Below are 14,770 nucleotides of genomic sequence, written 5' to 3'. Positions count from 1 at the left end.
TTTTGATCTAAACCATCCATGCCTCAAACATATTCTGAGACAGACCTCATTCTTAATCCGGACGGAAGCGTCTATCATTTGAGCCTTAGACCCAAGGACATCTCAGATAAAATCATTGTTGTAGGTGATCCAGGTAGAGTTCATCGCGTATCCAGACATTTCGATTCGGTAGACTTTGAAATGAACAAAAGAGAGTTTATTACACATACCGGAAAATATAAGGGAAAGCGACTTACGGTAATAAGTTCGGGAATGGGTACAGACAATGTGGAAATCTTGATGACCGAGCTTGATGCATTATTTAATATTGACTTAGTACATCGTATACCAAAGCCGCGCAAGAAGAAACTGCGAATTATCCGTATTGGTACTTCCGGCACCATTCGTGACGATATTAAAGTGGGTAGTCACCTAGCCACAGAATATGCTATTGGACTCGATACGATTATTCAGTTTTATGAACATAAGCATCGAGGGATAGAAAAACGAATCATCAAAAAGCTCAGAGAGGAATTAGATCTGCACTACACTCCTTATTGTTTCAAAGGATCTACTTCGCTTTTTGAAAAATTTAAAGATTGTACTATCGCAGGTAATACAGTGACATGCCCGGGCTTCTATGCTCCACAAGGCCGGGAAATACGCATACCAATTCGTTACAAAAACATCATTGAAAAGATGCAGTATTTCCATGAAGAAGATGTTTGGCTGACCAACTTAGAAATGGAAACAGCCGGCTATTATGCATTTGCCAAGCTTCTGGGGCATGAAATGCTGAGCCTCAATGCAATCATGGCCAATCGCATCAAAGGTCAATTTGCCAAAGACCCTAATAAGATCATAGATGGATTGATCAAGAAAGTGTTGGATCGAATTTAGGACTTAAAGAAAACACCTATTGCCTTGTTAAGCGCTGCAGCAGCATCATTCATGTGCTCGCGTGCTTGCCCCCACTTTTCACTCGAATCAGATGTTTTGTCCTTCAGATCTTCTTCCAGCTTATCTTTCTGTGCTTTTAGCTTTTCAATTTGCTTTTCCATATCATCTGTGACCTTATTACCAGCCTTTTTTGTTTCAGCCATCAGATGATCGATTTTCTTACCCAGCTCTGCCAGGATGTCTTCTACATTTCGCTTCTCACTCATAGGTATTCAGTTGAAGACAGAAATTTAATAGTTTTTGCCATACCAACGGGCAATTACTTTTTCTGCAGGCTTATTCTGAGGTGTCCACTCTGTTCCGCGCCATCTACCGCCTGAAAGGGTATTGAAATGCCATTTCCATACAAAACCACCAGCAAACCATGATTCATCCATGAGTGCGCGATAGGTCGCTTCGTAAGCATCCGCTTGGAGTTGTTCATTGGTATTTTCGGTGGACTTATCCAGCTCCCAATGCTTACCAGCCGCGCCATTGGCACTTTGAAATCCATATTCTGTAAAGAGGATTGGTTTATTCCATTGAGCTGAAAAAGCAGACAATTTAGACTTGATTGGTTTCCAGCCTTCCTCAATATCTTCTATTGTCGGATGATCTCCTTCAGCCAGTGGAAAATACGCATCTATCCCGATGTAGTCGACAGCATCCCACCAGGTAATGTTTTCGTAGTTGTCCCAATTGGAGGCATAGGTGAGTTTACCCGAATATACTGCTCTGATACTTTTAATCAAACCTCTCCAAAACTCAGGTCGTTCTTTCGCTGGGATCCGATACTCCGTGCCGATGCAAAGCATCTCAACACCTAGTGAGTCTGCAACCTGAGCATAGTTTAAGATATAGGCTGAAAATTCCTTTTCCCACATTTTCCATTCGCCATCGGAGGCTAACTTATAATCCCCAGTCCAACCCTCTCCCATCACCCAAACGTGTGGTTTAAGCATGACTTTGAGATTGTGAGACTTGGCATACTCGATGAGTTTGCAAGAACCTTCTTTTCGCTCGCCCCACCATTGTCCGTTGTGATCGAAAGAAACATGAGGTTTACCCGAACGTGAGAATGCATAAGGAATCACCGCTACCCATTCTGCATTGATTCGCTTCACCGTTCCCATTTCTGCAGCATCAATCACTCGTGGTGGATTGACGAGGTTCACACCATTTATTCGTTCTTCCTCTCCTGAAGGGAGAATGACCATGGCCGCTACCCCAAAGGTGAGCAAGAGCAAAACGATGGATAAACGCATGATGGAAAGATACGACAGGAAGTGGTTGGATGTTGAAAGAGATATGAGAAAAATTAACAAATACTCATAGTCGTTTATAAGCAAATAGAATTATAAAAACATTCTTTTGATTTTGTCCAAAATACTTCAATAGGTTCCTATTCCTGCGACCTGTTGAATAGTTACCAAAGAATAAAGTATGGAATCTTAAAGCAACCTTAATGAGGTTCTTAAAAAGATAGGCGAAGAAACAAAGATTGTTTGATCTATTGAAATCATACCATTTAGCTAATCTTTAAATGACTTACCCAAACCAAAAGCTATCAATAGGCTTATGAATACATTCAATAAACTACTACTTAGATTTTGTCTCGTACTTATTGCATTTTCCTGCGAAACACGCCAGGAAGAAGTCGACAGCATTCGTTCGCTAAGAAGCTCAAATTTCCTGGGGATTATTGTTGAAGATTAAAGAAATGACTGCTTAGAAGCTACTCTGGCTAGCCTCTTCTTTGATCCTGTCTGCCTCCTCTTTGCCCAGGTACCGATCGATCAGGTAATGACCCAAATAAATCAGAGGCGTAAGCGCAATGGCAATAATAAATTTGTAGATGTAGTTGAGCGAACCTACTGACATCACTTGAGAAATATCCCAGCGACTCTCGGCCGGTGCAAGAATGTAAAAAGCTATCGCTAACACAACAAAACTGTCAATGAGTTGAGAGATGAGTGTCGAACCCGTGGCTCTTAGCCAGATCATCTTCTCCCCTGTGATTTTTCGCAAGTGCTGGAATACGATTACATCCAATACCTGACCTATCAAAAAAGCAATGATAGATCCAACGATGATGCCAAGTCCCTGTGTATAGATCTTATTGAAGGCAAAATTCATGTTGAAGGGATTTCCCTCTGCATCCGTATTATTAACCTCCAACCAGAATGCCGCCGGGCTTAGCTTAGTAACTAGCCAAATCATGAGAAATGCATACATAATACACCCAACCGCAATGAAACTGATTTTTCTTACGCCTGCCTTTCCGAAGTATTCATTGATGATGTCTGTTGTGATAAAAACCACTGGCCATATCATTACTCCAGCTGTTAAATTAAAATCCAGTATGTAGCCGAAGATGTTTAGATTCGCCGGGTTCCAGCCTAGTGTTTCTTCCAACGAAAAGATCTTCACACCTATCAACTCCGCGAGGATGGCATTGGTGAGAAAAATAGCGCCCAGGATAATGAAAAGGTTTTGTTTCTTATTTCCCATCTACCACAAATTTGGTTCCTTCAATAGCCAGCTCCGAATGCTCAAATATCGCTCTTGCTTCATCTATGATGGAATCCAGCTCTTTATAACGAGCAGAAAAATGCCCAAGAATCAATTTTCCAATATTCGCATCTTTTGCAAATTGAGCCGCTTGCTCAGCAGTGGTGTGGTACGTGGCAATCGCTCGGTCTTTCATGTCATTGGCAAACGTTGCTTCATGATAAAGTAAATCCACACCTTTGATGGTTTCTAACAGTTCAGGTCTAAGACGGGTGTCAGAAAAGAATGCATAGCTGAAGCTTGGATTCGGGTCCAATGTGATCAACTTGTTTTCATACCTCACCGATCCATCTTCGTTAAGAATGTCTTCACCATCCTTGAGTCTAAGGATGTCCAGATTAGAAAGTTGCACTTCAGGCAAGACCTTACGATTGATTCTTCGTTTCTTCGGCTTTTCCTTAAATAGATAACCGGAACAAGGCACCCGATGATCCATAGGCAATGAAGTCACTGTAAACTTGGGATGATCCATAATCACCTCAGATTCTCCAGGCTTAAACTCGACAAATCGGATTTGAAAACCAAGTGAGGTTTCCGAATGTCTGAGTTGGAGTTGAAGTATTTCTTTCAGCCCCGGAGGGCCGACCAGGAGCAACTCTTTTTGTCTGCCAAACAAATGCATGGTGGACAGAAGCCCAATCAATCCAAAGTAGTGATCGCCATGCAGATGTGAAATGAAGATATGATCTATCCGTGAGAGTTTCACCTTGTGCCTCTTCATAAGAAGTTGCGTACCCTCGCCACAATCAATTAGAAAATTTTGATCCTGAAGTTTAAATACTTGCGCGGTATGATGTCTGCGGTGTGCGAACGCCGCTGAATTAGATCCAAGTATCAGTAGTTCAAGACTCAAGTTTATTCTGCTGAGCTCTGACCTTTGTTGATCTCCGCTAAGAGGACAGCATCAGCCGCTTCTTCTTGACTTGCAACTATATTCATGACTTTATGCAATTGGCTGATAGAGATCAGCTTCATCACGTGATCAGTCACATTGTAAAGCACAAAAACGCCTGACTCACTGAAAGATCGATTCCCAACTAAAAGCGCACTTAGCCCACTTGAATCTACATATTTAACATTTGCCATATCCACGATTAAGCTTTTGACTCCATCCTGAGCGATGTTCATGAATTCTGACTTCAATTCAGGAGAAACAGCAGAATCTACTTTTTCCTGATTGATTTTAGCGATTGAATAGTTTTCGTATTTGTCTACTGTAAATTCCATAATTCTTTATTCTACAATTTGGGCAATTTCCTCTTTAATGCGGGCTAATTTATCTGAGTATTCGTCCTTAACAAACTTTTCACCTGAGATGTTCTCATAAAGCTCGATATATCGGTCAGATATCATCTTAATTCTTTTTTCTGGCATTTCCGGTATTTGCTGACCTTCTTTCCCTTGAAAACCTTCTGAGATCAGCCATTGTCTTACGAACTCTTTAGAAAGTTGTTTTTGGGGTTGGTCATTATTTAACAATTCCTGATATGGCTTTGTATAAAAGTATCTGGAAGAATCAGGTGTATGAACCTCGTCTATGAGATAGATTTCACCATTATACTTTCCAAACTCATATTTGGTGTCCACCAATATCAATTCACGCTCTGCTGCTATTTCTATTCCTCGATCGAAAAGCTTTCGTGTATAATCCTCCAACTTCAAATAGTCTTCTTCTGAAACAATCCCTTGCTTGAGGATTTCTTCACGTGAAATATCTTCATCGTGTCCTTCATCAGCTTTGGTTGTCGGTGTAATGATAGGAGATGCAAACTTTTCATTCTCCTTCATCCCATTTGGCATGGGCACACCACAAAGCATTCGTTTTCCATCTCGGTATTCTCGCCAGGCGTGTCCGGTCAGATAGCCCCGAATCACCATTTCTACTTTGAAGGGTTCACAACGCTTACCGAAAGTCACATTCGGGTGTGGCGAGCATTCTACCCAATTTGGGACGATATCATTGGTGGCTTCTAAAAACTTTGCGGCCAATTGATTCAAAACCTGCCCTTTATATGGGATCGGCTTGGGTAGGACGACATCAAATGCAGAGATTCGATCTGTCGCAATCATTGCCAGTTTGTCCCCAAACTCGTATACTTCACGAACCTTTCCGGTATATTTTCCGGTTTGTCCTTTAAATTGAAAATTGGTAGAAATGATGCCTTGTGACATAGACGGCAAATATAGCCCGATGTGTACGATTGCATGAATACTCGAGCAATGAAAAAAACTGTCTTTTTTATTCTGATATTAAGCGCCTGTGAATTTCGAATGGAGGATTCAGAAGCAAAAGAAAGTCTCGAATCCATTGAAATTCGGTTTGAGAACTTGCTGGTTGGTTCCCGAAATATGCACTATGCCTATATAGATCAGCAGAAGGATACGATGATTGCTTTTATTCATGGCTCTCCAGGCTCATGGAGTGCATTTATAGATTTTTTCAAAGCAGATACACTTTTAAAGCAATTTGACATCATATCAGTTGATAGGCCTGGGTTTGGTGAATCAGGATTTGGTGAGGCAGAGCCTTCGATAGAGATGCAGGCTTTTCTGATTAACGAGGTTTTAAATCAATTTCCAAAAAAACATAAGATTCTAATTGGCCATTCATTGGGCGGACCCGTTGTTGCTCGAATGGCCATGGACTACCCAGATACGTATCTGGGAATGATTTTAGTAGCTCCTTCAATAGATCCTGAAATGGAGGAAGATGAATGGTACAGGAAGGTAATTGACACGCAAGTGGGTGCATTCTTCACTCCTAAAGAATTTGAGGCAAGCAACGATGAGATTATGCCACTTAAGAAGGAGCTAAGTGAAATGGTCCCATTGTGGGATAAAATAAAAATACCAACGATCGTCATTCAGGGAACTGAAGATTCGTTGGTACCTAAAGAGAATGCAGCTTTCGCACAAAAAATGCTTCCAGATTCATTGCTGGAAATTTATATGCTTGAGGATGTAAATCACTTCATACCCTGGACACATCCTGAAGAGATAATAAAAGCCATCCACTCGTTAGCGGATGGCCATGTTTATTATCCATAGCTAGACGCTAAGCGTCTGTTTCATAAAAGTTTCGCATTTTTCTCTGCTGCCAATGTATAGGATGCTAAAGCCTTTCTTTACCATCCAATCACCTGTTTGTGATTTCGTTAGCCTGATTCTGTTTTTATCTCTCCGTTTTGCAAATAACCTAAATAGATTCATCGTGAGTATATATTAAGTTAAAAATTGTATCATTTATATATTAAACATAAATATAATAATAATGTTGTATAAATAGTCATATTTTTTATTCAAATATTTCTATTTAATACGAAATAGGGCAAAATAAAAGGCAATGCCTGATGAGATGCATTGCCTTTCTTATTGCGTATCCGTTTGCCGGTATCTAGAATGCGTGACTCATATAGGTCTCACACTTATCTTTTGATCCAATGTAAAGAACGGTAGATCCCTTACGCACTACCCACTCTCCACTAGCCTCCTTTTTAAGTTTAAGTTGATTTTCGTCTGTTGACTTTCCGAGTAGAGTTTTTACAAATTTCATTCGCTTTTATGATTTATGGTCGATTTATACTTTGATGAGAACAAATTTAACTATTCTAAGTGTATAATTAAAATAATTAAATAAGTTCTTTAAAAAATGCAATTTTAAAATTGCCAATACTTTATTTATCGATAAAAACGTGCGTTTTGTCCAATTAGGATTTTATCAAATGATATAGAAACCTACCACCTGATGAGTGCCGATGCCCAGGTAAATCCGCTTCCGAAAGCTGCGAGACATACCAAATCACCATTTTTGATTTTGCCTTCTTGAAAGGCTTCACTCATAGCAATTGGAATTGAGGCAGCTGTGGTATTACCGTACCTCATGATGTTGTTGTAAACCTGATCGTCAGTCAGTTTCATTTTAGCTTGAACATACTGGCTAATTCGTAGGTTGGCTTGATGTGGCACCAATAAGCTAATATCTTCAGGTTTTTTATTATTGGTAGTTAGTGCTTCTCCTATTACTTCCATAAATCGGGTAACCGCATGCTTAAAAACGAAGTTGCCATTCATATACGGATAATAGCTTGAATCCTCGGGATCATTTTCCTTGATGATCTCCGGAACCCACCTTCCCGTGTTCGGACCAATAAGCGCCAACTCCTCAGCATGCTTCCCTTCAGAGTGCAAGTGCGTGGAAAGAATCCCTCTATCCTGCTCTTCGCACTGCTGGACTACTGCTGCACCTGCGCCATCACCAAATATTACAGTAACTCCCCTTCCTCGATCGGATCTTTCAAGGCCTCCGGAATGATTTTCTGCGCCTATCACCAGTACATTTTTGTACATGCCCGTTTTCACAAACTGATCTGCTATCGATAAACTATACACAAATCCGGAGCATTGATTGCGAACATCAAGTGCGCCAATTTCTTTAATGCCTAATTGTTCCTGCACCATCACACCAGGTCCTGGGAAGTAGTAATCTGGGCTAAGGGTAGCGAAGATGATAAAATCAATGTCATCAGGAGTCAATCCTGCATTCTTGATGGCCATTCGGGCTGCCTTTGTTCCCATAGTAGATGGGCTATCATCTGTTTTAGGGTCTATCCACCGACGTTCTTTGATACCTGTTCTTTCGGTAATCCATTCGTCACTTGTATCCATAATTTTGGACAGATCTTCATTGGTCACGACATTATCGGGTACATAATGTCCTAGACCAGCAATAATTGAGGTATACATGCTGTTTATTTTATGTATCTAAATATACGGGAAAGAAGGATTATTATCTGACGATAATCTCGATTCTTCGATTGAGCTCTCGTCCCTCTCGCTCATTGTCGTTAGTTGCGAGTGGTTGATTTTCACCGTAGCCTTTCGCTATCATCCGATCTTTCGAAACACCATTGGTAATTAGCCAGTTTCTCACGGCATCCGCACGCTTCTGCGAAACCCACTGATTGGTTTTCTCATCACCTACGCTATCTGTGTGTCCAGCAATCTCAATCCTCATTTGAGGATATTCGATCATCTTAGCCAGAATTGCTCTCAATATCGGTTCACTATCGCCGGATACTTGTGTATCACCAAAATCAAAATAGATGTTTCTAACCACCGCACGATCACTTGTGCTATTCATCCGGCCTAAATCCTGAATCTTTGATTCGTTTCGTTGAGGTCTAATTGGCTGAGTAGTAGGCTTTGGAACCTTTGGTGTGTTGATTGTAGGCCTGGTGGATGCAGTTGCCGCAGATTGCGCTGGCACTTCACCAACGTAAAAATCTTTAATATAAGTTGTATTAGCTCCGCCTGTAGAGTGAATTTCAAAGTCATCAAGTTTAACTGTCTCATTTTCCATTTTCACCTCAACTTCATACACATCATCTGCATTGATCACCATCTCATATTGTCCTTTTTCATCAGTAGGTGAGAAAAAATACATATCGGTGTACTCAACAGGCCGGAAGAAAATACGGGCATCCGTAATTGGTTTTCCGGTAGGCCCATCGATTAGTCTTCCTTTTATTTTCACTGTATGTATTTCCCAGAAAAAGAAAATATCATAATCGCCAATCGTGTGCAATCGATTAGATGTAAAGTAACCCGACATCTGATCATTGTTCAACTTGAAATGGAGCTCGTCGTCTGGAGAGTTTACCGGGAAACCCATATTTACCGGTTCTGACCAACTTAGCGTAGTGGAGTCAAACTCAGACTTGAAAATATCGTACCCGCCCATGGTCTCATGTCCATCAGAGGCAAAATATAGGGTTTGCTCATCCGGGCTCAAGTAAGGACTATCTTCATTGTATTCACTATTGATCGTGGTGGCAAAAAGTGCAGGCTTACTCCAATCACCGGTCTCGTGATCTCGATACGATTGAAATAGATCCAGGTTAGGATCTTTCTTACTTCCTACATTCTTGGCAAAAATGATTCGATCTTCATGTTCGTTGATAAAGAAGTGTGAACTAAGGTGTGTCGAAGATATCTTGCTATCGAACTCTTTTGGTGCCGACCATCCTGTTTTGGTATCTGTTGGTTCGCTATAGAATAGATCTCCACCTTTATCAGATCGAAACTGGAATAATCGTCCGTCTTCTGCGACCACTTCGATATTCGAGTTGTCGCGGGTAAATGTCCCCACATTGTAAAGCACCTCTGGCTCTGACCAAGTTCGGTTTCCTTCATGTCTCGAATGATAAATTTGAAATTGATCAGGCTTGGATTCGTCCCGATTGGATAGAAACATTAGTTCTTCATTATCTGAAAAATACACAGGGCTTAGCTCAGCATATTTTGTATTAAGTCCCTCTTCCAACAAGTGAATCTCATAATACATAGGATTATCCATGAATTTCTTTGCGGCTGTTGCCCAATTAGCCCAGCGACGAGCTTCTTCCATAATCTCATCGCTCTTTTTTTCTGGCAGTTGTATGAATTTCCTCAAAGATTTCAGAGCTTCTTCAAACTCATATTCTTTCATGAGTATTCTTCCTTGCCAGTAATAATAGAATTTGTCTCGATCAGACATTACCTCTTCATAGTCATTAAATGGCATCATATTCTCATACTGGGTAATTGAGAGCAGCTTGCATATCTCAATTTTGTAAAGAACATCTTCATATGCTGAATCTACTTCCTGAATTGCCTGATACTTCTCTAATGCCTCTCCAAACCTCTCATCATAGAAGGTTTCCTCCGCTTCTTTATACATTTTAAATGTCCGCTGAGCCTGTAATTCTGTAAAAGCGATCATAAACAGAATGGCACAAAACACACGAATCACTCTAGTCATAGCTTCGTTTTCTTATTCTTGTACAAGTTTAATTAAATAACCCTAAACGTCTATAAATAAATAAGTTATTGGTTAAAATAACCAATGCGGATACCAGCTGCAACAAACAAGCCGGAAAAATTACTTTCATTCAGGTTCGCCAGATTAAGATTCCTCATTTTTTGATAGCCGATACTGGCATGAGGCTTTATATACCTTATTTTCCCAATTTCTACCTTTAATCTCATTTTGATTAAATCAAATTCATCCCTTAAAAAGTCTTGACCATCCTCAAGGCTTCTCCAAACGGCATCTCCTTTATTATAGCTTCCGCCTGCAGAAACATTGAGCAGCTCATTCTGATAAAATTGATATCCTAAGTAAACCCCGGCATATCTATATTTTAATTCAAAGGAATTAGGAAACACAACCAGTGACTGAGATGTTCCCTGGAAATCATATCGATAGAATCCAATCATCCATTTTTCATATTGGGCTCCAATACCTAAAACACTAAAAAAATTACTTTCAGGTGCGCTAGCTTCAAAGCTAGCACCGGCATCTACATAAACCGCTAGATAATAGGCAGGAGGTTCTATTTCGGTAGTATCTGTAACTAACGAATCTAATTCTTGAGCTGAAGCCAAAGAAGGAATCAGGAGGATTATCCAAAGGATTTTTTTCATTTTTTCAAACTTATCGTCTAAAATTAACAACAACATGCAACCCATCTCCCCTTTCCAAGTCTTTACACTGAACTAACCTAAAAATTGGAAGCTAACACGGTAAATATTCACGCTGACCTAATAGCAAGGTGTAGAAAAGAAGATCGCTCCGCACAGTTTGAAATATACAAGCTGTACAACAAAGCGATGTTTAATACTGCACTAAGAATTGTAAGTGATGAAAATGAAGCTGAAGATGTATTGCAGGATGCATTTGTAAGTGCTTTTCAAAATCTTAAAAGCTACAGAGAAGATGCTTCTTTTGGAGCATGGCTGAAAAGAATCGTGATCAATAAAGCGCTGAATCAAGTACAGCGGATAAAAAAAGACTTGATGTTGGCGCAGGATATAAAAGATGAGGTCAATGAATTTGAACCGGAAAAAAGCGAGCCTGCCTATACGGTAGCGCAAGTTCAAAACGCAATGAATGAATTGCCGTCCGGCTTCAGAACGGTACTATCACTCTATCTTTTTGAGGGATACGACCACAAAGAAATTGGCGAAATACTCGGGATTACGGAATCAACTTCCAAATCCCAGTACAAGCGAGCAAAAGACAAATTGAAAATGATTGTAACACAGGAGGTGAATTATGGGTGATCAATTAGAAAAATTTATCATGGAAAACCGGGAAGCATTTAATGATGCAAGTCCGAGTGATAAAGCATGGGAAGGTATAGATAAGAAGCTGAGTAAAAAGCATGCGATCTGGCCGACCGTCTGGAAAGTGGCAGCAATGCTCTTTATGGTCTCCACGATTTATTTAATGATAGATAAGAGTCAATCTGAATCTTTAGATGGCCCAATGCTAAGTGACGAGTTTACACAAGCGGAGGATTATTACGTGTCTCTGATTGCTCAACGAAAGCAAGCGATTCAGGAGCAATTAACCTCTGAGCAACATGAGCAATTTCTGGTGGAAATCGACCAACTGGATTCCATGTATTTGGAATTGAAGAAAACCTACCAAACTAACGCTTCCAATGACCGTGTGATGGACGCAATGATCAACAACCTGCAGTTGAGACTTGACATCCTGAACAAACAACTGGACATTTTACAAAACATTAAAAACCAAAACAATGAAGACAACATATCCATTGAAATATAGAATAGCTACACTTTGCCTTCTACTGGCGGTATCGGTATTCGCTGGTAAGCAGGATCAAAAGAAGAAATACGTAGAGCGCAACTTTAAAGTCAGTGCAACTACCAAGCTGAAGATCGAAAACAAGTTTGGTAAAGTAGAAATCAACTCATGGGAAAAAAGTGAGTTTGATATTAAAGTCGAGATTATCGGTAAAGGGCGTAACGAGGATAGAGCTCAAAATATTCTTGATGCCATCGATATCGATATCACAGAAAGCTCAGCTGAAATTGTATTCGAAACTGAGATTTCCAGCACAAAAAACAAGAATGAGGAAGGGTTTGAAATTAATTACACCATTTATATGCCTGAATCAAATCCTCTGGAAGTTAAAAATAGCTTCGGTGATGTAACAATGGGTGACCGGAAAAATGATCTGGACATCAATGTCTCATATGGTTCTATGCGTGTAGGAGATGTAAGTGGAGACACTGAGATTAAACTCTCCTTTGGTGGCGGGAGTATCGGCATGATCAAAGACGGAGAGGCAACAGTCAAATACAGCAATTTTGAAATAGATGGTGCGGGTAAACTTGATTTGACCCAAGGTTTTTCAGAGATTGAAATTGGTGAGGTAGCCGATCTGGAAGTTGAAAGTAAATATGGAAAGCTAGAAATAGAAAAGGCCGGAAAAATAGATGCTGATGCTCATTTCTCAGGTTTTGATATCGAAGAGTTGACGGGAAGTATCGAGCTGGACTGCAGCTATCTTGGAAATTTCAGAATTGATAAGCTGGCAAAATCATTCACACTTGTAGACATTGATGGGAAGTTTGGCTCCTATGAGATCGGACTGGAAGAAGGCTTAAATGCTAACATAAATGCTGAGTTCTCATTTGCAGACCTGAAAGTATCATCCGATGTTGACGCCACATTCAACTACCGTGTCAAAGAATCTAATAAAAGCACTTATAAGGGAAAGATAGGGAATGGCGATCCAAGCAAGGAGATAAGGATAGACTCCAGCTACGGAAACCTCAGGTTAAAAATGGACTAGGTTTCAAAGAATCAACTAACCGAAAGACATGCTCATTTGCCGAGCATGTCTTTTTTGTTTCCTACTCAGCTCATTTCTTGGTACTTTTCTTGTCCAATTTCAAATCAAAACCTATGAGAACAGTACTCACCTTTTGCTCCTTTTTTCTATTCATCTCACTGCATGGCCAGGATCGAATGATCTCTGCCAACGAAACAACTTCCACTACTCATCAGGTAACGATTAAAGGAAAGTCTATTCCCTATACTGCTACCACCGGAACACAGCCCGTCTGGAATGAGGATGGCAAAGCCATAGCCGCTGTTCATTTCACTTATTATCAGCGAAGCGATATTAAAAACCGAGCAGCAAGACCGCTAGTCATCTCATTTAATGGCGGCCCAGGATCTGCTTCAGTGTGGATGCACCTTGCCTACACTGGTCCGAAAATCCTGAAAGTTGACGATGAAGGTTTTCCTGTTCAGCCCTATGGTGTAAAAGACAATCCGAACTCCATCCTTGATGTGGCAGATATTGTATTTGTAAACCCTGTTAATACAGGCTATTCAAGGATTCTGGATAAGGAAAATACAAGTAGAGATCACTTTTTCGGAGTGAATGAAGACATCTCCTATCTAGCGGAATGGATCAATACATTTGTGACACGCATGAACCGTTGGGAATCTCCTAAATACCTAATTGGAGAAAGTTATGGAACCACTCGTGTCTCCGGCCTGGCACTAGAGCTGCAAAACAGGCAGTGGATGTACCTCAACGGAGTGATTTTGGTTTCACCAACTGAACTTGGTATACATAGTGGTCAAGGGAGAAGAGATGGACCATTGGGAGCAGCGCTCCGCGTACCCTACTTTGCCGCAGCAGCATGGTACCATAAAAAGCTCCCGTCAGATCTTCAAAGCAAGGATTTACTTGAGGTATTGGAAGAAGTAGAAACATATTCTGTTCAAGAGTTAATGCCAACTCTGACAAAAGGAGGTTTTGTTGGTGACGATGAAAGAGGAAATGCAGCCAAAATGATTGCTAGGTATTCGGGCATTTCGGAGAAGGCAATCCTTCAATACAATCTTGACGTACCCACATCATTCTTCTGGAAAGAACTGTTGCGTGATGAGGGCTTTACAGTTGGTCGACTAGACTCGCGATACAAAGGTATAGATCGCACTGATGGAGGTGATCGACCGGACTTCAACTCAGAACTAACCAGCTGGCTTCATGCGTTTACTCCGGCAATCAACTATTACTACAAAAATGTGCTCAAGTACGAGACGGACATTAAGTACAACATGTTTGGTCCTGTGCATCCTTGGAATAGAGACGGCAACAATACAGGAGAAAACTTGCGACAAGCAATGGCTCAAAATCCGTACTTGCATACGATGATACAGAGTGGATACTTTGATGGAGCCACCAAGTATTTTGATGCTAAGTATACTATGTGGCAAATCGATCCCAGTGGAAAGATGAAGGATAGACTTTCATTTAAAGGATATCGTAGTGGACACATGATGTACTTAAGGAATGAAGATTTAATTAGCAGCAACGATCACCTTAGAGCGTTTATTCAGAAAACGCTTCCAGGTAATAAACCTGCTAAATATTGATCAGTACAATTTGCCTTACCATAAGGCGTTGGT

General features: G+C 40.6%; 16 protein-coding genes. 6 read left to right on the top strand and 10 right to left on the bottom strand.

Features of this window, described 5'->3' with window-relative positions; all coding sequences use genetic code 11:
- The first annotated feature begins 18 nt into the window (after nucleotides 1-18).
- Entirely contained in the window at nucleotides 19-879 is an 861-nt protein-coding gene (locus tag ACL8WY_RS14955) for a nucleoside phosphorylase (RefSeq protein WP_436515562.1), read from the top strand.
- Here the strand turns inward: ACL8WY_RS14955 and ACL8WY_RS14950 are convergent.
- From ACL8WY_RS14950 to ACL8WY_RS14925, 6 genes are all read right to left on the bottom strand, one after another.
- Nucleotides 876-1,145, bottom strand: coding sequence for a hypothetical protein (locus tag ACL8WY_RS14950; RefSeq protein ID WP_436515561.1), 270 nt, complete (start codon nucleotides 1,143-1,145; stop codon nucleotides 876-878). The two genes, ACL8WY_RS14955 and ACL8WY_RS14950, sit on opposite strands and share 4 nt — an antisense overlap.
- A 24-nt stretch (nucleotides 1,146-1,169) precedes the next feature.
- The gene (locus ACL8WY_RS14945) at nucleotides 1,170-2,183 is read right to left on the bottom strand and encodes a glycoside hydrolase family 113 (protein WP_436515560.1); all 1,014 of its coding nucleotides are present in this window, start codon (nucleotides 2,181-2,183) and stop codon (nucleotides 1,170-1,172) included.
- 463 nt (nucleotides 2,184-2,646) lie between these two features.
- On the bottom strand, nucleotides 2,647-3,429 hold the full coding sequence (locus tag ACL8WY_RS14940) for a queuosine precursor transporter (RefSeq protein WP_436515559.1): 783 nt from the start codon (nucleotides 3,427-3,429) through the stop codon (nucleotides 2,647-2,649).
- Complete coding sequence (locus ACL8WY_RS14935) at nucleotides 3,419-4,342, bottom strand: ribonuclease Z (protein ID WP_436515558.1); 924 nt, start codon at nucleotides 4,340-4,342, stop codon at nucleotides 3,419-3,421. The genes ACL8WY_RS14940 and ACL8WY_RS14935 overlap by 11 nt, the downstream gene beginning before the upstream one ends.
- Nucleotides 4,343-4,344: 2 nt before the next feature.
- Nucleotides 4,345-4,716, bottom strand: coding sequence for an STAS domain-containing protein (locus ACL8WY_RS14930; protein WP_436515557.1), 372 nt, complete (start codon nucleotides 4,714-4,716; stop codon nucleotides 4,345-4,347).
- 6 nt (nucleotides 4,717-4,722) lie between these two features.
- On the bottom strand, nucleotides 4,723-5,661 hold the full coding sequence (locus tag ACL8WY_RS14925; protein WP_436515556.1) for a phosphoribosylaminoimidazolesuccinocarboxamide synthase: 939 nt from the start codon (nucleotides 5,659-5,661) through the stop codon (nucleotides 4,723-4,725).
- A gap of 48 nt (nucleotides 5,662-5,709) precedes the next feature.
- On the opposite strand from ACL8WY_RS14925, the gene ACL8WY_RS14920 reads away from it, so the two are divergent.
- Nucleotides 5,710-6,537, top strand: coding sequence for an alpha/beta fold hydrolase (locus ACL8WY_RS14920; RefSeq protein WP_436515555.1), 828 nt, complete (start codon nucleotides 5,710-5,712; stop codon nucleotides 6,535-6,537).
- A 346-nt stretch (nucleotides 6,538-6,883) separates the two neighbouring features.
- Here ACL8WY_RS14920 and ACL8WY_RS14915 read toward each other — a convergent pair whose 3' ends face one another.
- From ACL8WY_RS14915 to ACL8WY_RS14900, 4 genes are all read right to left on the bottom strand, one after another.
- Nucleotides 6,884-7,042, bottom strand: coding sequence for a hypothetical protein (locus tag ACL8WY_RS14915; protein WP_436515554.1), 159 nt, complete (start codon nucleotides 7,040-7,042; stop codon nucleotides 6,884-6,886).
- A 182-nt stretch (nucleotides 7,043-7,224) separates the two neighbouring features.
- Complete coding sequence (locus ACL8WY_RS14910; RefSeq protein WP_436515553.1) at nucleotides 7,225-8,232, bottom strand: 3-oxoacyl-ACP synthase III family protein; 1,008 nt, start codon at nucleotides 8,230-8,232, stop codon at nucleotides 7,225-7,227.
- 43 nt (nucleotides 8,233-8,275) lie between these two features.
- Entirely contained in the window at nucleotides 8,276-10,288 is a 2,013-nt protein-coding gene (locus ACL8WY_RS14905; protein ID WP_436515552.1) for an OmpA family protein, read from the bottom strand.
- 65 nt (nucleotides 10,289-10,353) lie between these two features.
- Complete coding sequence (locus ACL8WY_RS14900; protein WP_436515551.1) at nucleotides 10,354-10,953, bottom strand: hypothetical protein; 600 nt, start codon at nucleotides 10,951-10,953, stop codon at nucleotides 10,354-10,356.
- Nucleotides 10,954-11,037: 84 nt separating this feature from the next.
- On the opposite strand from ACL8WY_RS14900, the gene ACL8WY_RS14895 reads away from it, so the two are divergent.
- The 4 genes from ACL8WY_RS14895 to ACL8WY_RS14880 all read left to right on the top strand — a co-directional run bounded on the left by ACL8WY_RS14895 (nucleotide 11,038) and on the right by ACL8WY_RS14880 (nucleotide 14,737).
- The gene (locus ACL8WY_RS14895; protein ID WP_436515550.1) at nucleotides 11,038-11,592 is read left to right on the top strand and encodes an RNA polymerase sigma factor; all 555 of its coding nucleotides are present in this window, start codon (nucleotides 11,038-11,040) and stop codon (nucleotides 11,590-11,592) included.
- 19 nt (nucleotides 11,593-11,611) lie between these two features.
- Nucleotides 11,612-12,103 (top strand): hypothetical protein, encoded by a 492-nt coding sequence (locus ACL8WY_RS14890; protein WP_436515549.1) that lies wholly within the window; start codon nucleotides 11,612-11,614, stop codon nucleotides 12,101-12,103.
- A complete protein-coding gene (locus ACL8WY_RS14885; RefSeq protein WP_436515548.1) occupies nucleotides 12,075-13,136 on the top strand; it encodes a DUF4097 family beta strand repeat-containing protein in 1,062 nt (353 codons plus the stop codon). The genes ACL8WY_RS14890 and ACL8WY_RS14885 overlap by 29 nt, the downstream gene beginning before the upstream one ends.
- Nucleotides 13,137-13,249: 113 nt before the next feature.
- Complete coding sequence (locus ACL8WY_RS14880; protein WP_436515547.1) at nucleotides 13,250-14,737, top strand: S10 family peptidase; 1,488 nt, start codon at nucleotides 13,250-13,252, stop codon at nucleotides 14,735-14,737.
- Nucleotides 14,738-14,770 lie beyond the last annotated feature (33 nt).

Origin of the sequence: Ekhidna algicida (genome assembly GCF_051379705.1) — a bacterium.
Taxonomy (GTDB): Bacteria; Bacteroidota; Bacteroidia; order Cytophagales; family Cyclobacteriaceae; genus Ekhidna.
Note: the sequence above shows the minus strand (reverse complement) of the source record. Positions and strands in the feature narration are given on the sequence as shown.